Origin of the sequence: Limnobaculum parvum, from assembly GCF_003096015.2 — a bacterium.
In the GTDB taxonomy this organism is placed as follows: Bacteria; Pseudomonadota; Gammaproteobacteria; order Enterobacterales; family Enterobacteriaceae; genus Limnobaculum; species Limnobaculum parvum.
In genome coordinates this window covers 633167-656477 of the sequence record NZ_CP029185.2, presented here as the reverse complement: position 1 = coordinate 656477, position 23311 = coordinate 633167, and the positions used below count along the sequence as shown (strand labels likewise).

Annotated in this window: 17 protein-coding genes; 11 read left to right on the top strand and 6 right to left on the bottom strand. The window is 44.9% G+C overall.

Features of this window, described 5'->3' with window-relative positions; all coding sequences use genetic code 11:
- Nucleotides 1-235: 235 nt before the first annotated feature.
- Nucleotides 236-850, bottom strand: coding sequence for a helix-turn-helix domain-containing protein (locus HYN51_RS02315; RefSeq protein WP_108901366.1), 615 nt, complete (start codon nucleotides 848-850; stop codon nucleotides 236-238).
- 321 nt (nucleotides 851-1171) lie between these two features.
- Between HYN51_RS02315 and HYN51_RS02310 the strand changes: the two genes are divergently transcribed.
- Both HYN51_RS02310 and pbpC read left to right on the top strand, forming a co-directional pair.
- Entirely contained in the window at nucleotides 1172-7180 is a 6009-nt protein-coding gene (locus HYN51_RS02310; protein ID WP_108901365.1) for an alpha-2-macroglobulin family protein, read from the top strand.
- 39 nt (nucleotides 7181-7219) lie between these two features.
- Nucleotides 7220-9610: a penicillin-binding protein 1C gene (pbpC, locus tag HYN51_RS02305; protein ID WP_108901364.1), complete on the top strand. Its 2391-nt coding sequence runs from the start codon at nucleotides 7220-7222 to the stop codon at nucleotides 9608-9610.
- Between the two features lie 322 nt (nucleotides 9611-9932).
- On the opposite strand, the gene HYN51_RS16770 is transcribed toward pbpC, so the two are convergent.
- Nucleotides 9933-10904 carry a peptidoglycan DD-metalloendopeptidase family protein gene (locus HYN51_RS16770; RefSeq protein WP_407936329.1) on the bottom strand — a complete coding sequence of 324 codons (972 nt, stop codon included), beginning with the start codon at nucleotides 10902-10904 and terminating at the stop codon, nucleotides 9933-9935.
- Between the two features lie 452 nt (nucleotides 10905-11356).
- Nucleotides 11357-13147 (bottom strand): DUF4153 domain-containing protein, encoded by a 1791-nt coding sequence (locus tag HYN51_RS02295; RefSeq protein ID WP_157952958.1) that lies wholly within the window; start codon nucleotides 13145-13147, stop codon nucleotides 11357-11359.
- A 459-nt stretch (nucleotides 13148-13606) separates the two neighbouring features.
- Between HYN51_RS02295 and HYN51_RS16240 the strand changes: the two genes are divergently transcribed.
- From HYN51_RS16240 to HYN51_RS02285, 3 genes are all read left to right on the top strand, one after another.
- Nucleotides 13607-13753, top strand: coding sequence for a hypothetical protein (locus HYN51_RS16240; protein ID WP_157952957.1), 147 nt, complete (start codon nucleotides 13607-13609; stop codon nucleotides 13751-13753).
- A 305-nt stretch (nucleotides 13754-14058) separates the two neighbouring features.
- Nucleotides 14059-14793 carry a DUF6882 domain-containing protein gene (locus HYN51_RS02290; RefSeq protein WP_108901361.1) on the top strand — a complete coding sequence of 245 codons (735 nt, stop codon included), beginning with the start codon at nucleotides 14059-14061 and terminating at the stop codon, nucleotides 14791-14793.
- A 13-nt stretch (nucleotides 14794-14806) separates the two neighbouring features.
- Entirely contained in the window at nucleotides 14807-15313 is a 507-nt protein-coding gene (locus HYN51_RS02285) for a hypothetical protein (protein WP_108901360.1), read from the top strand.
- A gap of 183 nt (nucleotides 15314-15496) precedes the next feature.
- Here the strand turns inward: HYN51_RS02285 and HYN51_RS02280 are convergent, their stop codons facing one another.
- Complete coding sequence (locus tag HYN51_RS02280; protein ID WP_108901359.1) at nucleotides 15497-15988, bottom strand: periplasmic heavy metal sensor; 492 nt, start codon at nucleotides 15986-15988, stop codon at nucleotides 15497-15499.
- A 227-nt stretch (nucleotides 15989-16215) separates the two neighbouring features.
- Between HYN51_RS02280 and HYN51_RS16235 the strand changes: the two genes are divergently transcribed.
- The 4 genes from HYN51_RS16235 (at nucleotide 16216) to HYN51_RS02265 (ending at nucleotide 19977) form a co-directional block, all read left to right on the top strand.
- Nucleotides 16216-16362, top strand: coding sequence for a hypothetical protein (locus HYN51_RS16235; protein WP_157952956.1), 147 nt, complete (start codon nucleotides 16216-16218; stop codon nucleotides 16360-16362).
- Complete coding sequence (locus HYN51_RS02275) at nucleotides 16349-18148, top strand: ATP-binding protein (protein ID WP_108901358.1); 1800 nt, start codon at nucleotides 16349-16351, stop codon at nucleotides 18146-18148. The genes HYN51_RS16235 and HYN51_RS02275 overlap by 14 nt, the downstream gene beginning before the upstream one ends.
- Nucleotides 18135-19481, top strand: a complete 1347-nt coding sequence (locus tag HYN51_RS02270; protein WP_108901357.1) for a sigma 54-interacting transcriptional regulator — start codon at nucleotides 18135-18137, stop codon at nucleotides 19479-19481. The genes HYN51_RS02275 and HYN51_RS02270 overlap by 14 nt, the downstream gene beginning before the upstream one ends.
- A gap of 70 nt (nucleotides 19482-19551) precedes the next feature.
- Nucleotides 19552-19977, top strand: coding sequence for a 5-carboxymethyl-2-hydroxymuconate Delta-isomerase (locus HYN51_RS02265; protein ID WP_157952955.1), 426 nt, complete (start codon nucleotides 19552-19554; stop codon nucleotides 19975-19977).
- Nucleotides 19978-20036: 59 nt separating this feature from the next.
- On the opposite strand, the gene HYN51_RS02260 is transcribed toward HYN51_RS02265, so the two are convergent.
- Both HYN51_RS02260 and HYN51_RS02255 read right to left on the bottom strand, forming a co-directional pair.
- Nucleotides 20037-21059 carry a TerC/Alx family metal homeostasis membrane protein gene (locus HYN51_RS02260; protein WP_108901355.1) on the bottom strand — a complete coding sequence of 341 codons (1023 nt, stop codon included), beginning with the start codon at nucleotides 21057-21059 and terminating at the stop codon, nucleotides 20037-20039.
- Between the two features lie 155 nt (nucleotides 21060-21214).
- Nucleotides 21215-21694 (bottom strand): multidrug/biocide efflux PACE transporter, encoded by a 480-nt coding sequence (locus HYN51_RS02255; RefSeq protein ID WP_407936341.1) that lies wholly within the window; start codon nucleotides 21692-21694, stop codon nucleotides 21215-21217.
- A 99-nt stretch (nucleotides 21695-21793) separates the two neighbouring features.
- On the opposite strand from HYN51_RS02255, the gene HYN51_RS02250 reads away from it, so the two are divergent.
- Together HYN51_RS02250 and HYN51_RS02245 are read left to right on the top strand one after the other, a co-directional pair.
- Nucleotides 21794-22669 (top strand): LysR family transcriptional regulator, encoded by an 876-nt coding sequence (locus tag HYN51_RS02250; protein ID WP_108901354.1) that lies wholly within the window; start codon nucleotides 21794-21796, stop codon nucleotides 22667-22669.
- Nucleotides 22670-22845: 176 nt separating this feature from the next.
- Nucleotides 22846-23307 carry a YehS family protein gene (locus tag HYN51_RS02245; RefSeq protein ID WP_108901353.1) on the top strand — a complete coding sequence of 154 codons (462 nt, stop codon included), beginning with the start codon at nucleotides 22846-22848 and terminating at the stop codon, nucleotides 23305-23307.
- The last annotated feature ends 4 nt before the right edge of the window (nucleotides 23308-23311 follow it).

The window sequence follows — 23311 nt, the reverse complement described above, 5'->3', positions numbered from 1 at the left end:
GAATCAATCACTTCCAGTCTAATAGAATTATTATTTTAACAATGCATCTTAATGAGGAGATCGTTTAAATTAACGATAATTTAATAATTAGATTGAATAACCTTTCTTTGTAAGATACAAAGAATAAACATCTGACGATAAATAATGAATATGCTGATAAATAAGAGGGAATATATATTTAAATAAAAATCAAGAAGTAAGCGCCTTATATAAGACACCCACTCAAGACAAAAAATTAATATTTGGCTGGTAAATGATTTAACTCAATTAATCGCCCTTTTTTCAAAGTGATATAACCACCAAGTTTTAAATCTGATAATACCTTCATGATGTAACTGCGAGACAAATTAGTACGTTCTTGAATAAATTCCGTAATATTAATACTATGGCGCTTCTCTTCGGGCAGTAAGTTAATCTGTAACAATAAGTGACGAACCATCAGATATGAGCTCTTGGTATGGGCGTAACTATCACGCCACAAAAGAACGGCGTGGTAAAACGACAATACCTCGAGGACATCCAGCCAACGATGATTTTTTTCAACCAGTTGGAAAAATATGTCACGATCAACAAGCTCAATATCGCAAATACTGTTAGCTCGCAAATAACAAAACTGTTGATAGGTATAATTCATTGGCAAACCAATAAGTTGATTATTTTCGCTTGAGAATAATAACAGCTCATCAGACTTTCTTCTTAATTCAACCTCACCCTCATACGAAATAATAATACAAGGCCCATCACTGGGAATTATCGCCCCTGGTTTAATAAGCTCTCTTTTTCCCATTCCTTGCACTAAGGATATAAGTTCAGCAATGGTCTCTTCGGGTCTTTCTGGCATAGGAAACATCACTATTTTCCCTAAATAAAGTATTTTTCATAATGCTATAACAGCCGTAATAAATATATTTATCTGCATATACTCAATCTCAATTTAACTGAATTAAATAAAATATAAAAGCGCTAAAAAAGCGGGTTAATTATCTGTCTGTTTTTCATCCTGATATCTCAATACCGCCATAGCCATTCGCCATAGATCCCTTGCTGTGCCTCATATTTATATCATTCAGCCACTATTGTGTGTGACCATTCTGGGATAACATATCACTAATAAACAGGATGGATCCTTACTCAAAGACGCCACTCCCACAATATTTAAAGGATTATCTCTATGGATTTGCTACGGTTTATATTACGGCTTCCCTTCACACTTCTGCGTGCCGTTTGGTGGATCATCAGTGCTATCTTTCGCCTTGCCAGTAAGATCCTATCCCCTGTTATTGGGCATCTTCACTGGCAACTGCCACGCTGGTCTAAATTTGTTGCTCAGACATTTATAGCTGCGGAAGCCTGGGTAAATCGCCATCCTAAAGGAATATCTTTGGCCATCGTTCTGCTTGCCGCCGTGGGAGGTGCATCTATTTATGGCTATCACTGGAATCTTAATCGCCCTAAGCCGATAGAACCGGCACCAATGGTTTACCAGCAAACCGATATTCACGTTCTTCCCCCTAGCGCTTATAACTATTCGTCGTCTAACCCTTTGCCTCAGCGCGTTACTTTACGTTTTTCACACTCATCCGCCCCAATTACGCTGGTTGGCAAGCCCCTGTCACAGGGCATCAGCATAACGCCAGCCATAGAGGGTGAATGGAAATGGGAAGACGAGAAAACACTGGCCTTTACCACCAGAAAAATCCTTCCAATGGGCCAGAAATATCAAATTAAACTGGATGCCAACACCTTGGTTGCTCCACAAATTAAGCTGAATAACACCCGCTACGATTTCACTACGGAACCCTTTAACTACAGCCTCGGTCAGGCTGAGTTTTATCGCGATCCACATGACTCACAGAAAAAAAGCGCTATCTTCGCCGTGAGTTTCAATGCTCCGGTTGATGTAGTCAGCTTCGAAAAACAGCTCTCTTTATCTCTGTTACCTTCCCAACCGTTGAAATACTCAGTGGTTTACGACGATAAAAAAATGAAGGCCTGGGTACACTCAGAGTCGCTGTCTCTGCCGGATAATGCCGGTCAGGTAAAATTGCTGGTGGGTAAAGGGGTGAAATCTACCGTTACCGCTAATCAGGTCGAGCAAGCACAAAGTAATTTAGTGAATGTTCCCGGCCTGTATAGCCTTCAAGTGACCGGCGTAGATGCCGTCTTAGTCGATACAGATAACGGTAAAAGCGCCAAGGCACTGATTATTGAAACTAACGATAATGTAAACGATAAAGCGCTTAAAAAAGCAGTAACCGCTTGGTTATTGCCACAACATAACCCGCAAGATGATAATCAAAATCTGACGCCAACCGATTTTTACGACTGGAACCTTGAGGCGATTGATGAAAAAGTCATGGCGCAATCTAACGCTTTGACGCTCACTATGAATGATGCCGAACAGGAAAACCAATCCGCATTCAATTTTACTTTCGATGCACCGGCTAATCGCTCGTTATTGGTAGAAGTTGAAAACAATATAACCTCTACCGGGGGTTATAAGCTTAAAGAGAAACAGTATCGGGTCATTACCGTACCTGATTACCCTAAAACCTTACGTTTTATGTCTAAAGGCTCGCTACTTTCTATGCGCGGGGAAAAGCGCATCACCGTTGCCGCTCGTAATATGCCTGGACTACAGTTGGATATTAAACGAGTTATTCCCAGCCAGCTACAGCACATCGTCTCATGGAAATACCACGAGTTTACCGCTACAGATTTCCATTATTTAAACAGTGAATATTTTACCGAACACTTTACTTATCAAACCGCGTTGAAAAACGAGCGGCCGGGTGAAATTAACTATCAGGGCATCGACCTTTCCCGCTATCTGTCCAATGATCCTAATGCCAAACGGGGTATTTTCCTGCTAACCCTAACAAAGTGGGACCCGGCGAAAAAGGCTAAAAAAGAGGATGCTGCATATGACGGGAACGATCCTGATGCGGTTACCGAGACGTTGGATGAAGAGCATGAAGCGGATACCACTCTGGACTCGCGCTTTGTCGTGGTTACCGACTTGGGTATTATCACCAAGAAATCGCTGGACGGTTCCCGCGATGTATTCGTTCAGTCTATTTATTCCGGCAGCCCGGTTAACGGAGCTACAGTCTCGGTAGTAGGCAAAAATGGTATCGTTCTGCTGAGCCAGACGACCAGTAACGATGGGCATGCCCACTTCCCGTCACTGGAAGAGTTTGTCAATGAGCGTTCACCGGTCATGTTCTTAGTGGAAAAAGAAGGCGATGTTTCCTTCCTACCAACGACGGCTTATTACGATCGTGTCCTGGACTTCTCCCGCTTCGATATATATGGCGAAGAAAACCCCACCGACCCACGAACTTTAAACAGCTATCTGTTCTCTGACCGTGGCGTATATCGTCCGGGTGATACCTTTAATATTGGTTTGATTACCCGCACCGTCGACTGGAAAACCTCGGTAGAAGGTATTCCTCTGCGGGCAGAAATTCGCGATCCACGCGATACCGTGATGAGCACTATTCCACTGACGCTGGATAAAGCCGGATTGAACGAACTCAGCTATACCACCAGTGAAAACTCACCAACCGGTGACTGGAGCATCTATCTGTATCTGGTTGGCAAAGATAACAGCACTTCCCAACTGTTAGGCAGCACCACGGTTAAAGTGAAAGAGTTTGAGCCAGACAAACTGAAAGTTGAGCTGAAACTGACGCCAGACCGCCACCAAGGCTGGGTTAAGCCACAAGAGCTAAAAGCGGCAATTAACGTACAGAATCTGTTTGGAACCCCGGCTCAAGATCGCCGGGTAACCTCAAAACTGACGCTACGCCCTATTTATCCGAGCTTTAATCAGTTCCCGGACTATATGTTCTATGAGAATCGCCACAGCGATGAAGGGTTTGATACCGAGCTGGAAGAACAGACCACTGACAAAGAGGGTAACGCAGACATTCCGTTAGGCATTAATTCCTATGCCGATGCAACTTATCAGTTACAGCTAGTTTCTGAAGCATTTGAAGCCGGTAGCGGTCGCTCCGTCAGCGCCGCCGCTCGGGTCATCGTTTCACCTTATGATTATCTGGTGGGCGTAAAAGCCGATGGCGATCTCGACTACATTCATCACAATGCGGTACGCCACCTGAACATCATCGCGATTGATCCTCAGTTGGCCTCTATTCCGCTAACGGATGTCAAGATTTCGCTGGTTGAGCAAAAATATCTGTCGGTACTCACCAAACAAGATTCCGGTGTGTACAAGTATCAGTCCAAGCTGAAAGAAGAGACTATTTCAGAGCAGGCAATGTCTATCGCGGCCCAAGGTTCTGACTTTACGCTCGATACCAGTAAACCGGGCAGTTTTGTATTAGTGATTAAAGATGCCAGCGGTAAAGTGCTTAATCGGGTTGATTATACGGTTGCGGGGAATGCCAACATTTCTCGATCTCTTGACCGTGATGCTGAACTGAAAATGAAGCTAAATAAAGAGGAATACCTGCCGGGCGAAGAGATAGAAATTGCTATCAATGCGCCTTATACCGGTAGCGGTATCATTACCATTGAGCGCGACAAAGTCTATAGCTGGCAGTGGTTCCATGCTTCCACCACCAGCTCTATTCAGAAAATTCGCGTGCCAGCAGAGATGGAAGGTAACGGTTACATTAACGTGCAGTTTATTCGCGATATTAACTCTGACGAAATCTTTATGAGTCCGCTCAGCTATAGCGTCATGCCGTTTAAAATCAGCCATCAGGCTCGTCAGGCGAAAATAACTATCGACTCGCCAAATATGATTAAACCAGGCGAAACGCTGGGGATTAAAGTCACAACGGATACACCACAGCGCGTTGCCGTATTTGCCGTTGACGAGGGTATTCTGCAAGTTGCTCGCTATCAGTTAAAAGATCCGCTGGATTATTTCTTCCGTAAGCGCGTTCTGACCGTTGAAAGTGCCCAAATATTGGATCTGATCCTGCCGGAATTCAGCAAGATGATGTCCCTGACCTCGGCGCCGGGCGGTGACGCTGGTGGGGGTTTAGACCTGCATCTTAATCCATTTAAACGCAAGCGAGATAAGCCCGTGGCCTATTGGTCCGGTGTTACTGATGTCAACGGTGAGGCGACCTTTAACTATCAGGTACCAGACTATTTCAACGGTAAGATTCGGGTAATGGCTATTTCCGTTACCCCTGAACGCATTGGACGAGCCATGAGCTACACCACCGTTCGCGATGACTTTGTGCTAACGCCAAATCTGCCAACGATGGTTTCACCGGGCGATGAGTTTGATGTCAGCCTAGGCGTAGCCAATAATCTGACGGATCTCAATGGTGCAAAAGCCGATGTGAAAGTTTCGATTACGCCGCCGCCTCAACTACAAATTGTGGGTGATGCAGAACGCGTATTGACGCTGGCAGAGAAGCAGGAAGGTCTGGTCACCTTCCGTCTGCGTGCTCAAGATAACCTCGGTGACGCCTCCGTCGTGTTTAAGGCAGCTTATGCTGATAAGTCAGCACAACGCACGGTTAGCCTCTCTCTGCGCCCGGCGATGCCATATCGCACACAAACCTTGATGGGCCGTATGGATGGTTCACAACAGAGCGTGAAGGATATTCGTCACATGTTCCCGGCATTCGCCCAGCGTGATGCCAGCGTTAGTCATTCACCATTGGTGCTGACTAACGGTCTGACGAAGTACCTGATCGATTATCCAAATAGTTGCTCAGAGCAAATCATCAGCCGAGCCGTTCCTCTGCTGTTCCAGAATAACCATCTGGAAATGAAAGGCACACTAAGTCAGGCTGAAGTTAGCAATCAAGTTCAACAAACTATGTCGGTACTGCTATCGCGGCAGAACATGCGGGGAGCGATTGGTGAATGGCGATCTACGCCAAATCCAGAGGCATTTATTACCCCTTATGCCGTACAGTACATGCTGGAAGCCGAAGCCGCTGGCTATCCGGTTCCTGAAGATCTGCTGAAGTCAGCTAACGTTTATCTGCGCTTTCTGGCAGCAAGTGACGCTTTCGACAGTCTTAGTGAATTGCGTTTACGCGCTTTTTCCGCTTACCTACTCACCAGACAGGGCGAAATCACCACTAATGAATTAGCGGCTATTCAGGGACAGCTACAAGCTAACTATCCGGAACATTGGCAGCAGGATCTCAGTGCGTTGTATCTGGCCAGTGCTTACAAGATGTTGAAAATGGACCAACAGGCCGATGAGCTGCTACAACCAACCTGGAAGCAACTCAGTAATGCCTATGATAAGGCTTGGTGGACACAAAGCTATCTGGATCCGCTAGTTCAAGACAGTACCCGTCTGTATCTGATTACCCGCCATTTCCCGGAAAAGGCGGCACAGATTCCACCACAACTGCTGGAGAATATGGTACTGATGCTCAAAGCGGAGCGTTATACCACCCTCTCTTCAGCCATGAGCATTTTGGCGTTGGAGCAATACTCAGCCCTAGTGGCAACCAATACCGATGCGGCAGGTGGATTAACTATCAGCACCAACAACGGTCAGAGTGGCGTTCTGCCACAAGTTACCTCGACCCTGATGGGCTTTATAACTAAAGCCCAGTTTGCTGACGGTACACAAGAGATTCTGTTCAATAATCCGGCGAAAGCACCGGCCTGGTACGTGGTCACGCAATCAGGCTATGACTTACAGACACCAAAAGAGGCTATCTCTCGTGGGTTAGAAATCACCCGCGATTATACCGATGAGAAAGGCCAGCCGGTCGCTCAAGTCACTCTAGGACAGAATCTGTATGTTCACCTGAAAATTCGGGCTAACTCCGCAGAGGGTCTGGACAATCTGGCGATTGTCGACTTGCTACCGGGTGGGTTTGAGGTGGTCCAACAAACGCCACAGGCTTCAAACAGTAGAGAAAATGAAGACGGTGAAAGTACTGCTGATGTATGGCTATCGCCAATCAGCGTAAGCGGCTCCAGTTGGCAGCCGGAATACAGTGATATTCGTGAAGATCGCGTGCTGATTTACGGTAGTGCAACCAATAAAGTACAGGAATTCATCTATCAGATTAAGCCAACCAATACCGGTGTCTTTACTGTGCCACCGGCTTATGGTGAAGCCATGTATGACCGTGAAATTCAGGCGCTTTCCTCTGGTGGCACTACGCTGACCGTTATCCCGCCGGTTGCAAAAAATGCCGCCAGTCAGCCCTCACGCTAAGAGGATTAAACGCTGACCGTGAGCCGCTTATGCAGCACAATGGGTAGCCGAGTAGTCGATGCCATACGCAGGCAACTACAACCGGCTACCCTTAAGCGCCACCTGCAAAACCTTCTGATGGGCGTGTTTCTGTTGGCGCTGTTTTGTATCGGTTTTCGCCTTTGGCCTCATCCCCCCCTTTCCCAAGGCTTACCGCTTTCTACCGCCTATTACGACCGTCAGGGGACGCTACTGCGTTTTTCTTTGGCTAATGATGACCGCTATCGCCTGTGGACTAAGCTGGAAGATATTTCACCGTTGGTGGTTGAAGGCATTCAACTTCATGAAGACCGCTGGTTTAATTACCATCCGGGGTTTAACCCTTACAGTCTGATCCGTGGTTTTTGGATCAGCTATATCAGCGGAGGACGGCAGCAGGGTGGCTCTACGCTAACCATGCAGTTGGCCCGCATGCACTGGCAGCTCAACACGAAAACCCCACAGGGTAAGCTGGTGCAGATTGTGCGTGCCATTCAGTTAGAACTCAGCTATTCAAAACGCGATATTCTGGAAGCCTATCTGAACTACGCTCCCTATGGCCGCAATATTGAGAGCATCGGTGCTGCAAGCCTTATCTACTTTGATAAACAACCAAATAACCTGACGCTACCAGAAGCGCTGACCCTTGCCGTGTTACCCCAGTCTCCCAGTTATCGTATTAATATCAACACTGGCATTGTTGGCGAGGCATTAACCAAAGCACGTAACCAGCTTTATCAGCGTTGGCAATTAGAGCATCATCCAGATAACACGATGTCAGCCCTGTTTCTGTTGCCTCTATCTTTGCGCCAACCAGAAAAACTGCCCTTTATCGCACCTCATTTTGTCGAGCAAATACAGCAGGATAAACAATATCGGGCAATGGTCGATCAAAGGATTATTACCACACTGGACAGCAATTTACAGCTGCTGGTAGAAAAGCAGGTTAACGCCTTTATTGAGCGCAATCAGAGTAAAGGGATACACAATAGCGCCGTTCTGCTGGTTGATACGCGGGATATGGGGATCAGAGCCATGGTTGGATCAGCTGATTACCACAACCGAAAAATTCAGGGGCAGGTCAATGGAACCAGCGCCAAACGCTCCCCCGGCTCAACGCTCAAACCGTTTATTTATGCCCTCGGTCTGGAACAAGGCATTCTCCAGCCGATGACCATACTGAAAGATGTACCCTCATCTTTTGGCGCTTATACACCGGAAAATTTCGATCGCCGCTTTCTTGGACCGATTTCAGCCACGGATGCACTAAACTACAGCCGCAATATACCCGCCGTTTATATCTCTTCACGCCTGAAACAGCCTAACCTCTACCAATTTCTACAGTTGGCTGGTGTGTCGAATCTAGCCAGTGAAAAACACTATGGCTTATCTTTGATTCTCGGTGGTGGCGAAATTACCCCGCAGGAACTGGCCAGATTGTATTCCATGCTGGCAAATCGCGGTGAGCTAAAGCCTTTGCGTCTGGAACAATCCGCCCCCATCGCTTCATCAGTGCGTCTGATAAGTAATGAGGCCAGTTTTATCACGCTGGATATGCTGAGCCAACACCGCAGGCCGGGTGATACGCTGGCCCAACAGCCTACCTCGCTGCCGATTTACTGGAAGACCGGTACCTCATGGGGGTTTCGTGATGCATGGAGCGCCGGGATTTTCGGTCCCTATGTTTTGATTGTCTGGCAGGGTAATTTTGATGGTAAAGGCAATAATGCTTTTATCGGGGCAGATGCAGCAGCACCGCTGTTTTTTAATATTATCGATAGCATACGGGCTGACTATCCGATGCTAAAAGAACCCAACCGAGGATTACCACCGAATATCAAACAGGTGGAAATTTGTTTAGCCAGCGGTGATTTACCCACGTCTTGGTGCCAGCGCAAAGGAAAAACTTGGTTTATCCCCGGTAAGTCGCCCATTAAAGTGGATTCGGTTTATCGACCTGTCGTTATTGATAAAGCCACCGGTCAAGTTGCCTGCCCGCCTTATCGGGATGAGGATGTCACCACCGAAATTTTTGAATTTTGGCCTTCTGATTTAGCCAACGTATTTGCGCTGGCAGGCTTGCCCAAACGTACTCCTCCCTCTTCCGCCCATTGTAAAATAGGAGGAACCGTTACCACCGGGCAAGCGCCACGCATTACTTCTCCATTACGGAACACCACCTACACGCTGCGAAATGTTAAGCAACGTAACGATCCTATCGTTTTTAGCGCTATTACCGATGCCGATACCAAAGTTGTTTACTGGTTTGTTGATGATATCTACTTGGGGAATACCGCCAATAAACGCACCATTGAGTGGCGACCAGCGACCAGTGGGCACTATCGCATACGCGCTATCGACGATCGAGGACGAGCAGACTCCAGAACACTGAACGTTGAGCTGATCAACTAACCGTTAAACTTCTGCACGTTCCCGTTCAGATTGTTTAAGCTTTTCCATCCATATCAGAAAACCAGCCAACCGCGCTGTCAATACGGTTGAACAGACAAACATCAGACCAAAACAATAGACCCACTGACAGCAATGCGTAACGCCATCATTGTCTCTCACTATGTTTCAGACAACGGTATAGCCTGGTTGAAATTCGATCCGAAAATAAAAACGAGGGAATAAGCCTGAGATGAATATCACTCATTGTTCATCAGGATAGCTATGCTCAAATAGCAAAAAACCAGCATTACGCTGGTTTTCTATCAAAATAAATCAAGCGGTTTTAATCCACTGACTTCTGTATTCTTTTGGTATACCGAATACGCCCTTCACCCAGTGCACGGTATTCAATATTGCCTCGAGGTTGAGCAAAACCACCTTCCTGCCCTTGATAGCTGGCAGACTGGATATCGCGAGTCCTCGAATTACCAAATGGATTTCTTCCTACACTACCGCGGTTATCCGCAAGACGCGTATTATCATAACCACCGCCCGGTAAATTGAAGTTATTCACCAGAACCAAATCATTGGAAAGTGGATCGACAGGACGATCGTTCACCCACAATTCATAGTGCAAGTGAGCGCCGGTACTACGACCGGTATTGCCGGACAATGCAATTTGCTGACCACGACTCACTTTTTGTCCAGGCGCTACCATCAGCTTACTCAAATGCATGTAGTACGTTTCGTAGCTGTTCTTATGGCGAATCACAATGTAATTGCCAGCAGTAGAACTGTATTTAGCAGTGATCACTTCACCCTCACCCGTAGATACTACGGCCGAGCCAATGGGCATTGAGAAATCAATTCCGTCGTGTGGAGTGTACTTACGTGTAACTGGATTTAAACGATAAGGGTCAAACTGAGATGTTACTTTAAAAGGCTCAGCCGTCGGGTAGCGGAACATAGCGCTACTACTAGGGCCAGTCGCTAAACGGTACGAGTTAACATCAACTACTTTGGCTGAAAGGTCTCCTGATACTTTGGCTGTTTTAGTTTTAGCCATTTTAGTACCAGAGAATTTAACTTTTGCCAGTTTAGCCACAGAAACGTTTTTACCTGCTGCTTTTGCACTCTTGATACCTAGCGACTTAACGGTAGACGCCGTTTTAGTACCCGAAGTTTTGGTCTTTGATGTTTTAGCAGTAGATGCTTTGCTATTTGATGACTTAACAGAAACTTTCGCCGTGGAAGCTTTATTCGTTTTACTGCTTGAACTACTACCCTTAGAAGCATAAGAACTGCTTGCAACCAATAACAGGCAGCATCCAACAGCTTGATAAAATCGCTTATTAGACACTTTCTTTATTATATTAAATCCCACTGACATTGTACCTGTACCCCACTAAAAACATCCATTTTCTGTTGTGGATTCCGAATAAGTAACAAACTAAGCGCGTATTGTGCACTATCTAACTCAAGATTTGCGTATAATTTTGTAAATATCAGGAATAACGCCAAAAAAATTTGAAGTTAGAAAGAAGGTGATAATAAATTTTTTATACAGATCAAATAATAGCTTCATCTCTATTTCTAATAAAAAATTTCATCATAGCGTCGGTTTTCAACAGCAATAGACGCTCAAACAGATCAGATAATCTCATAAAATTGTAATAATTTAGTAAATTCTCAAGATATTCCTACCAAACCACGATTTTCATATAATTAATCCTGTCAAAAACGAATAATCAATAAATGTAATTACCTTCACTCTGCCTCGGGATAGTAGATTTTAACGGGTTCATGGCCGACTTCTGCATCGAGCCATGGTTTATGCCTTGTCTTCACATTTCCCTCCCTCAGCGCCCGCTCAAAATAGGCTACATTTACCGTTTTTGGAGGGAAGTAGGCATGACCGATATTTTTCCATTCTTCACCTTGTTTAGCAAAAACATGACAACTGATATCTGAGCCTCGCTCAATATGGCATAGTAAGTATTCATATATACCATCCTGATTTAAATCCAACGAATTGATGATACACACATCGCTATCACGCAAGCATAAATCAATATCAACCTGTGGATTACTCTGTAAAATAGCCCACCAAGCCGCTTCTGGTTTTAATGTATTTTTCGCTAACACCAACTTTTTCTGAACATAGTCTAACGTTAATTTGGGGTGTATATCTTTCAGATCGTCAACCGCCCTATTGACTTCCCAGCGATTATGTTCTGCCATTATTTTTTCCAATCTCTGCTTACGTTGCGTATTACTGATAAATGAAGCGTCCTGATAGAGAAACATCAACGCCTCTTGACCACGTTTTCCGGTCTTAAAACGTAACAGGGACAAATCCAGATTATCTGCGTCAACTTTACTCGCCAAATAGCGGTTCATTTGGTCATTGACACTAATGCGGTAAGGATCAATCAATGGAGTATTAGCCAAAATCAGCAGAGCCACACAGCCCGGGAGCAAAACCCGATTAATCATGCCCAATGGATGCAGCCAAGTCCGCCGACTACGAGTCACCGCAATGGCATAACTGCACGAGAAAAGAACCGACATGATTATCACCAAATAGCCCCATACTCGTACAGGTGTCCAGCCATACTCATTCACACGGATGGAGATGGCATACAGCGCCAAACCCGCATACAAAGGTAAAACCAATAGAGAAGCATTGACCATAAACCTGACTGGGGTTGGGTATGGCTGTACTTTTAATCCGCTTTTATAAACGATATTTGTTGCAGTAATCAGCAGAACAACCATCGTCATTAACAGCGCCGAAGGTGACCAGGCACTGGATAATGCATTAAGACCAACAAACGGCAATGTAGTGATAAAAATTAACGCCACAAAGGAAAGCACAGGGAGCAATCCTTTAACCATGATCGTTAAAAGATTGCGTAAGGCTTTCATCAGATGGGTCTGAAGACGGCAGGTTCTAATCCCCACCCCGATAAGAAAACCATTAATGGTATAAATAAACAGATTATTTCTGAAAAACAGATGATGAAAAAAGTGAATATTCAGTTGTTTAAACAACTCAACGCATAACCACAAAATGCCCCAAAAGAGAATAATCAGCAATAGCGTGAGAATAACAGTAATGGCATTAATGCATAGATGATCATAAATAGTGGCATAGCTGACGTTCCACTGTTTATTCTTAATACGCGTCTGTAACCAAGGTAAAGCAATAAACACCAGTACACACAATGAACAGAGATAAGGCACCACAACGCCATCATATTGGCTAACGTTATCTACCCCTTCTACATTCCAATAGACCCAAGTGGTAGTCAATAAAATAACCAGTAAACAAATTGCCAGGTTCTGCCATAAAAACCGATCTTTCAGTCTCACTATAGTAAAAGCAAACACCAGAGGTAACACCAGCAGTAGCGCTTGCCAATATAAGAAGGTGCTCGGTTGCAATAGCAGCGAACCACTACTGCTATGGTGGGAAATGTAGGTTAAAAAACCCTGCAATATGCAGACGAATATGATGAAAAAACGACTCAGTCTGGGTAAGGAATTATCACTCATAATGGCTGGTTCCATCGGCCTGAAATAAAGTGAATAACGTATTGTGTTATAGATGGGGCTTATTACAACATCCCTGCTCCAAATCAATACCCGTTATTATCACGCAACAAAACTTTAAACCTATTTTAGTCGTTTCAATTTAAATAACGTACTGTACTTACGTGATATAACAACGCAACAGAACCAAATTTCGCCCAAAATAGCCTTGTTATTTCGGATAACTAAATAATAGCGATCATAATGACTTGATATAGTTGAAATTTTAATCATTTATTTTGCAAAAACCACACGTTAACCATTTCAAAAGACAATCAATCATAAAAAATAAAATAAAATAACGCCCTCACATATAATTACTATAAAAATCAAATAATTTAATCAAGAGAGGCACAACCCCCCTGTCACCCACGATTTACATTAGAAACATCACAATAGAAATAAGATTTCATAAAAATATTTTTGCCAAACTATATTACCGATAGAGACGTCATCGAGAGCCTAAAACAACGCTATCAGGCAGCAAGTATTTTTGCCCTTGATGACGACCCAAAAGCCAGTGAAGTTAACACCCTCAGCCAGTTAAAACGGATGATGTCTATGGCGTAAAATTCAATTGATGTTCTGGTCGCAACTAGTGAAGGTGAAAAAGAACTTAGTGTTGGGGCCAATTCAGTAAGATGTCACTAAAAAATGGCGGCTCTCACTGTCGTAAGGTGAGTGACCTGAAAGAGTGGTAAAAACAAATAAAATCAATCCATTAAGTAAAAGTATTTTTCCTCCGGTCTAACACCGCGATCGATACCCTGAAACGAGTAAAAAATACCTGTGCAAGCCACTCGCGTGAATAAATGATGTCAGCTAAATGGATTATTATTAGAATATTTACATAACCATTTTATACGGACGTCAGAATGAATTTCCTCAGAAAGCTTTTCGGCAACAGAGAAAAGTCAACCGCATATCAAATATGCCAATTTGAAGATGAAACAGCCTGTAAAAACCAGCAGGAATTGCTGGAAAGATACGGCACCATTGCGTTAGAAAAGCAGAATACGCTTAACAATATCGTGGAAGACCTATCTTGGGAAACGGACCTAGAAAAAGGTACCATTAAGTTCGCCGGTAAGGCGACATTCCCTATGCAAGTGCTGGGAACGTTGTCCCACTCTTCTGGAACATGGATGTGGGCATGGGCTAACGCTAAGTCAGATATTCCACAAAATTTATTGCAGCAATCAATAATCCTGAAGCAGTACGGTGAAGATAACGGTATTGATATATTCACTAACCCAGAATTTACCGCAGACGATCGCGATTTGCATGTCATCGGCATGATTGCTTCAGGTATGTTCAATAACAGCGGTTATTATCTGGCGGATTACGGGCGCGGTATCATGTGTGTCACGATCAAATCTAAAGATATCGATCTGGATTATCACAACAGTCATCTTGATGTAATAAGTACTTTTCCCCGAATGATCGCCCTTTACGATATTAACCATCGTCGTACTTTAATCAGCTATTTAAAGCAAAAGGGTTATCAAATCACAGAAGACGGTGCCCAACTTACCGCGATTCGCAATAATGATGAAACGATCACCGCGTCGTTTGACCATCTTAATCGGTTGTCGCAGTTGAATGGGTGATTAGACAACGACTATGGCAAAATTTGATTGTCTTTGTGGCTATACCATTTCTGATAGCGCTGACTACATGAGCAACATGGCTCACTATATTGCCGATCAGGATTATTGGGATCTGTTAGATACACTGGAACCCGCTCAGGCATGGGAGAAAAATGCCCACTGCTTATCTGAATATTGTCGGGAAATCTATCAGTGTCCTCAGTGCAATAATTTAATATTTTTCGCCAAAGGAAAACGTTCTGATTTTAGTCCCTTATCCCATAACACAGGAAGTTTACTCTCTTCCCGTTTAGGCACACAGTGGAAAGGAATGCTAAGGGGTCACTACCGGAACAATTCGGGAGAGGTGTTCTGGCAAACCAATTTAGAAAGTGGGTTTAAACAAGACCTCACTCAGGCAGAACTTGAAGCGCTTTATTACCGTAAATTTGAACAATTAAATTCTCAACACATATTGCGCGATGCCTTTTTAGATATTAACGGTGAAACTGTTCATCAGTTTAGTATCAATAACCGTTAAATACTGACCAAGAAATCCCCCATTAACAGCAGAGCGAATAATTCGCTCTGCTGTCATCTCTCTAATTGTGAACAAGAATCCAGAATAATGCACGGCTCCCTTATCTTGTTGGGTGTCCAACGGCTAGGGTAAAATTCATCGCGGCATTTTCAGTCCTAAACCATGCCCATCAAACAACAATAATTAGCGACAACCTCTACCACCATGCATACCTTTGCCACCCATATCGTCACCCATTCCCATGTGGCGACCTGTCATTGGTAGTCCGGCTTTAGCCATTTCAATATCCATGACAACGCGGTTCTGGTGAAGGACATTACGCAACTCATCGATTTCTTTACTTACCGCCTGAACCTTCTGCTCATCCAGCGGCTTGCTGGTTAACAGCGCTTTATACTCGTAGTTTTTAGACATCATTTTCTGACGCAAGTCAGCACTTTTAGTCTGAAACTCATTGAATATTTTCTGGCTGGTTGCTTGCTGTTCAGGCGTCAAATTCGCCATAAAACTGCGGTGATGCCCCTTCCCCTGCTTCATACCGCTATGTTCCATCACCGGCTGACTATTCATACCCGACTGAGGTACGGTTTCGTTTTGTGCCATAGCGACACCACCAAACCCAGTCAGGGCTGCAAGAGAAAACACCGCAGCAATAGCTGTTTTATTCAGAGTCATAATTAATTTCCTTCTGTTGGTGTATCAATAAATAAGTGAAATGTCACTCTGTGGTTTAATCTGAATATTGCAACTACCGTGCCACTTCTTATCTGGCACGAAAATTGAATAGTTATAAGCACAATTTAAGATAGCGGTCAGGGCTGATTAGCACAGGCATTATCCCCAACGGCTGCACTTTTATCGGTTAAGTAATCAATGGTAGTCACGCGCAATTTGAGGTTTAAATGATGGGATATGATCGGGAAGATCGGGTAATTATTACTCGTTCGGCTTATAGTGTGAGTAATTACTACCCGCATGATACGTTAGCCGCGTCTGGTTATGATCTTCCTCACGACAACGATAAGGATACCTGTAATGAAAGCGCTTAAGTGGAGACCGGGTTTACCCGCCATCTTACCCTCGTGGTTTTTTATCGGTTCCGTCGTTATTCTGATCGCCGTCATTATTACTGTGACCATCAAAGATCTGAACCGGGGTCGCGATATTGAAACTCAAACGCTGCTGGAAAAAAGCACCGTCTTAATACGCGCTTTTGAGTCTGGTACCCGTACCGGAATGGGAATGCGCTGGCGTCACGACCAGCGGCAAACCCTGCTAGAAGAGATGGCCTATCAGCCAGGTATTCTGTATATCGCCATTACGGATACCTCAGGCAGGGTTCTGGCTCACAGCGACCCGGATAAAGTCGGTTCACAGCTTTACACCCCACAGGAAATGCAAAATCTACACGTTTCCCAAACGGAACAGTGGCGCATTACTCCCTTTGCTGACGAGCAAGACAAACACCAAAGTGCGTTTGAAGTTTATCGTTTTTTCAAACCGTTGAAGCGTATGGCAGGCCGCCGCATGCATCTGGGAAGACAAAGGCTTGATGCTTACTGGTCTAACGATATCGAAGATGAAGATCGGGATCACAATGTGATCTTTACTGCCTTTGATACTTCCACATTAGAAGCCTCACAGGCAAAAGATATTCGCAATACGTTAATTTTTCTCTCTATTCTTGGCCTATTGGCCTTAGCCAGCATCTTGTCACTGTTTTGGGCCAAACGTTATCAGCACTCCAGCCGCCAGTTGCAGGACTCTAAAGCGTTCTCATCAGAAATTATCACTAATTTACCAATTGGATTAATTACCACCAATGAGCATCGACAAATTAGCGTGATAAACCACACCGCAGAAAAAATTCTGGGGCTCGACGCGGTAGGGCTGTTTGGCCGTAATATCAAACAGGCGCTTCCCGATAGCTGGAATCAACTGGCTGGCAGTGATCATAACCATCAACCGGTGATAGAGCGTGAAATTGACTATACCCTAACCTCAGGCCAGACCATTCCTCTCAGCATCAGCGTAGCCAACATCATTAATAGCAGCGGAAACTTTTTAGGTAATGTCTTTATCTTCAAAGATATGCGCGAAGTCCGTCAGCTACAGGAAGAGGTTCGACGTAAAGAGAAGATGGCAGCCATCGGTAATCTGGCAGCGGGCGTTGCCCATGAGATCAGAAACCCGCTCTCTTCTATCAAAGGGTTTGCCAAATACTTTGAAGGTCGTTCAGAGCAAGGGAGTGAAGAACAAGAACTAGCAAAGGTCATGGCAAAAGAGGTCGACCGTTTAAATCGCGTCATTACTGAACTGCTGGAGCTGGTTCGCCCATCTGACTTAAGAATTCAACCGGTGAATATTTGTGATGTGATTGAGCACTCACTTCATCTGATACGTCAGGATGCGGAAGCAAGACATATCAACATTCTGTTTAAAGCTGAGCCCAAGTTACCGCTGGTTGATATTGACCCGGATCGCTTTACTCAGGCCCTGTTAAATCTTTATCTGAATGCGATTCAGGCCATTGGCAGCACGGGTACTGTGGAAGTTCGCCTGAGCATCAATGCAACTTCAGAGCTACAGATCGTGGTTAAGGATTCAGGTAAAGGCATTCCCGCTGACGATCTGACCAAGATTTTTAATCCGTACTTTACCACCAAAGCATCTGGCACTGGCCTTGGCCTGACCGTGGTTCAAAAAGTAGTGGAAGAGCATCAAGGGAAAATAGGCGTTACCAGCCAACGCTCAACGGGTACTCGCTTTGAGCTGACTATTCCAATCAAACATAGCCCATCAATACAGGAGGCTTCTGACCATGACCACCCATAAAGCGCATATTCTGGTCGTTGATGACGACCTGAGCCACTGCACTATTATTCAGGCATTGATGAAAGGCTGGGGCTATCAGGTTACGCTGGCTCATAACGGTATTGAAGCACGGGAGCAGGTCAGACAAACGCCATTTGACCTGATTTTAACTGATGTTCGTATGTCTGAAATGGACGGCATCGAAGCATTGAAAGCCATCAAAGCCTACAATCCGGCGATCCCAATTCTGATTATGACCGCCTATTCAAACGTAGAGTCCGCCGTGGAAGCCATCAAAGCTGGCGCATACGACTATCTCACTAAGCCACTGGATTTTGATATGTTGCAGTTGACCGTCGAACGGGCGCTGGAACATACCAATCTCAAAACCGAAAACCAGCAGCTACGCCAACAGCTAACAGTAGAGAACCCGGATCTAATCGGCCGCAGCCCGCAAATGCGACGCTTGATGGAAATGGTGATGATGATCGCCCCCTCAGAAGCCACGGTGCTGATATGCGGAGAATCAGGAACCGGTAAAGAACTCATTGCTCGTTCAGTTCACGCCTATAGCTTGCGTAAAGACCGGCCAATGGTCATCGTCAACTGTGCGGCTTTAAGTGAATCTCTGCTGGAATCAGAGCTATTTGGTCATGAAAAAGGCGCGTTTACCGGTGCGGATAAGCGTCGGGAAGGCCGTTTTATGGAGGCTGATAAAGGTACGCTGTTTCTGGATGAAATTGGCGAGGTCTCTCTGTTGATGCAGGCTAAGCTGCTACGGGCGATTCAGGAACGGGAAATTCAGCGGGTTGGCAGCAACCAAACCCTATCGGTAGATGTACGGCTGATTGCCGCCACCAACCGCGACCTTAAGGCCGATGTAGAAACCGGTAAATTTCGCCAAGATCTCTACTATCGCCTCAATGTGGTCACCGTCGATACTCCGGCATTAAGAGAACGACGAGAAGATATTCCCCCGCTGACCATGCACTTTCTAACAAAATTTGCCCAACGCAACCGTAAATCGGTTAAAGGTTTTACCCCACAGGCTATGGATATGCTCTTGAAATACAACTGGCCAGGTAATGTTCGCGAGTTGGAAAATACTATCGAACGAGCCGTTATTTTGCTGACCGGTGACTTTATCAGCGAAAAAGAGCTGCCGCTAAGCATTAACCAGTTCGCGGAAGAACACGCTCACAACCTCGATTTAGATAAACCCATTCAGCCGCTAGAGCAGGTAGAAAAAGAAGCCATTTTAACCGCGCTGGAAAAAACCGGCGGCAATAAAACCGAAGCCGCCAAACAGCTCGGTATTACCCGAAAAACGCTGTTGGCGAAATTACAGAAGTAGCCAACCTTATCGAATATTTCTCGGGATGCTCATATCAGCACCCTACGCTATGTTTTCATTGGATTTATTCGTGCCAAATACCACGTTATCCGGTATATATAAACAAAACCTAATGATGGAACCTTACCCAATGCCTCAAATTCATATCACTTATACCCCCAACCTGCCATCACAGCCGCAGTTAGAGCCTTTTGTTATTCAGATACATAACGCAGTAGCGCCGCTAATTTCATCGGATACCTCTAACTTTAAGACCTACCTTATGCCGATAGAGAGATCGGTAATTGGTCTGGCAGATAAAGAAAAAGCGGTGATGCACATTGATTTCAGAATGTTTACCGGACGCAGTGCCGCCATCAAACAAGAAGTGGCAAAAACCATTCTGCTGCTGGCAAGAAATACCTTTTCATCACCAAATGGGGTGGAAACAGAAATTACGTTAGAGGTGGGTAATCTGGATAACGATAACTATCATAAAGTTATCATCAATCAGTAACCATATCTGCTGATAGACAATATGCCGATAACCGCCTGTCAGGGGTTACCGGCATATTGCTATTTATCGTCTTTCGCAGGAAAAATAAAACTGCTCAGGATGCCCACCGCTAATGCCGTCAACACCACGCCAAGACTAGCTGTCGCACCGATCTCATATCCGTGATGCCATATATGCTCACTGGCATTGAGTCCCAGCTTAAAGCTGACAAAGAACAGTAAGAAGATAACCGCCTTTTCCAGATGAACCAGATGGTTACGTAACGCCTCCAGCACAAAGTAGATCGTTCTCAAACCCAATACGGCAAACATCATGGCAGAGTAAACAATCAGCGGTTCACGGCTAACCGCAATCACCGCAGGAACGCTGTCAAAAGCGAACATCACATCAGAAAGTTCCACCACTGCCACACACAAAAATAGTGGCGTGGCGTAACGTACATTTTTCTTCACGTGAAAAACAAAATCTTTATTTTCAGGACGGGATAAATCGACCTTTACTTCCTTGGCACTCAACAAGAAGTGATTACCCACCAACTTTGGATAAACTGGGAAAAAACGCCGCACTAAGCGGTTTGCTGGATGACGAGAATAATCTTCAATCTCTTCACCGTCATGATTAGCGCGCAACATCATGACGGCCGTGAAGAACACGATGACGGCAAATAACATCTCTACCCAAGGCCCTAATGCTAATAACCCGGTACCAATCACCACAAAAATGCCACGAAAAACAATGGCACCAATAATGCCCCAATAGAGCACGCGATGGCGATAACCATGCGGGATCTTAAACCAGGCAAAAATAGCCATGATGACAAACAGATTATCAACGGACAGCACTTCTTCTAGCGCATACCCCGTCAGGTACAGGCTGGCAATTTCTACACCGTGTTGAACATAAAGAAAACCACCGAATCCCAAGCCTATAGACAGCCAAAATAGGCACCAAATTGAGGCGTTTTTCAGACTGATGGGCTTATCCTTACGATGTGCGATCAGGTCGATAGCCAAGGCGGAAATGGCAAGCACAATAAAAACCGTTACGGTTAACGGAGGAAAACCAAGGCTGGTTTGTTCCATGATTTGATGGTGCCTTTATTAAATTTGGACAGGGTTAATTCTATTGTCGATTATAGCACCGTTGGCAAAGCGGCGGAGGAAAAGAGCCATCCGTAGAGCGCTAACGGAAACGGAATCGTCATAGGGGAAACTGCTCTCGATTTCCCCGATTAATTTTACTTCTTATAATTTCCAGCCAATCGTATTTCCATCTTTCTGGCCCGGTGTTTAATCACCTTCTCTCTCAAGATGTCATAAACCAGATTGTAGATGTAGGTATAAGGTAGAAAGAAGAGAAAGAAACCAATCTCCATCAGGAATGCCGTTTTAACACTCACCCCTAATATTGCCACCACCAGTCCCAAGCCGATGATAATAAATCCACCTTCAAAACCCAGAGCATGAAAAATACGCACTTTTGCGTTGCGAGTCATCCGATTTGAAGGCCACAAACGATCGAACAGTGCGTTATAAATGACGTTCCAGATCATTGCGGTCGTCGAAAGCACAATGGCCAACGTTCCCATCTGAAAGATGGAACGATCCATCAACCACGAAAAAAGTGGTGCCGTAATCATAATGGCAATCACCTCAAAGCAGAGCGCGTGAAAAATACGCTCTGCTAATGTTTTCTTCTGCATAAATGACCTGCTTATTACTTTAAGTGATAAAATTCCGAACGATTCGGAATTATCGATTATCATCGTTTTTTGAGATATATTAAAAATAGATACCATCTAAAAAATCGATACATTATGAACTACTCTCCTGAAGCATTAGTCGCCTTTGTTGAAGCCGCTGCACTAGGTTCCTTCTCTGCCGCAGCCCGTAAGCTACACAAAAGTCAGTCCACCATCAGCACCGCCATTGCTAACCTCGAAGTTGACCTCGGACTTATGCTGTTTGACCGCAATAGCCGCCATCCGGTACTTACACCTCAGGGCCTCAGAGTATTAAATCAGGTAAAAGAAATTTTGAATGCCAGTCAGCGCCTTGATGAGTTGGCTATCCGGCTCTCTACTCACATTGAGCCACGGCTCAGTTTTGTCTTGTCTGATACCTATCAACCAACCCGTCATGAAGAGATCATGCAAAATTTTGAGCGCCGCTATCCCGATATCGAGTTCGAATGCCTGATTGCCGAAGATGAAGATGTAATTAACCTACTGCAAACCGGGCGGGCTCATATTGGACTGATTGAAGTACAAAGCAGCTATCCCCAAGACATTGGCTTCTCCCGGCTGCTGGAACAAACAGAAATGAGTTTGTTTGTCGCAAAGCAACACCCATTGGCATCACTCAAGCAGGTTACTAAAGAGCAGTTGGCAAGTTCACGACAACTCTGTCTCAATACCTATCAGCGCACTCAGGAACGAATACCTCAAGGGCTTATCTGGTCAGCACCCAGCTACTTAATGCTGTTGGAAATGGCCGAACAGGGCTTTGGCTGGACGATGCTTCCCCGCTGGTTGGTTCGTCAGTTTAGCCAACGTCCACTCATTGAACTCAACGCCCGGGGCTGGCCAAAAACCATTTCCGTTGATGCCGTTTGGTCAAAAAATTCACCACCAGGCCCTGCCGGGCGATGGTTTTTGGATCAGCTATTAGACTTGGATAAACAGCCTCTTTAAGGCGTTGCACAATGAGCACGCAATAAAATAATCTCGATTAAATATTGAGAAACCACAGATTAATGCCTACTATGCTGCCGTTAATGTCAGCGGTAAAAGATTATCCACTGAACAATAATAAAGCCGGCACCAACAGCAAAGTTCGGGCCGAAACGAAAAAACGTGGATGATAATCAATGATTAATACTTATACCTTACGAAGTGTACGTTACATGCTGGATCTCAGTGATGCTCAGATGGTCCAAATCATCAAACTGGCCGATCTGGAGGTCTCTGTTGCTGACATGGCTTGCTGGCTAAAAAAAGAAGACGAACCTAGCTACAAGGAGTGCGACGATAGGGTAATGGGCCATTTTCTTAACGGCCTGATCTTTTTTAGACGCGGTAAAGACGAAAATTTCCCCGCTCCTGAAATTGAGCCTCGGATAACCAACAACATTGTATTAAAAAAACTGCGTATCGCTTTTGAGCTGAAAGATACCGATCTGCTGGATATTTATAAATCTGTAGATTTCCGCGTATCTAAACCTGAACTGAGCGCCGTTTTCCGCAAACCGGGACATAAAAATTACCGTGAGTGTGGCGACCAACTATTACGCTATTTCCTGAAAGGTCTGACCCAACGCCTGCGTAGTTAATGAG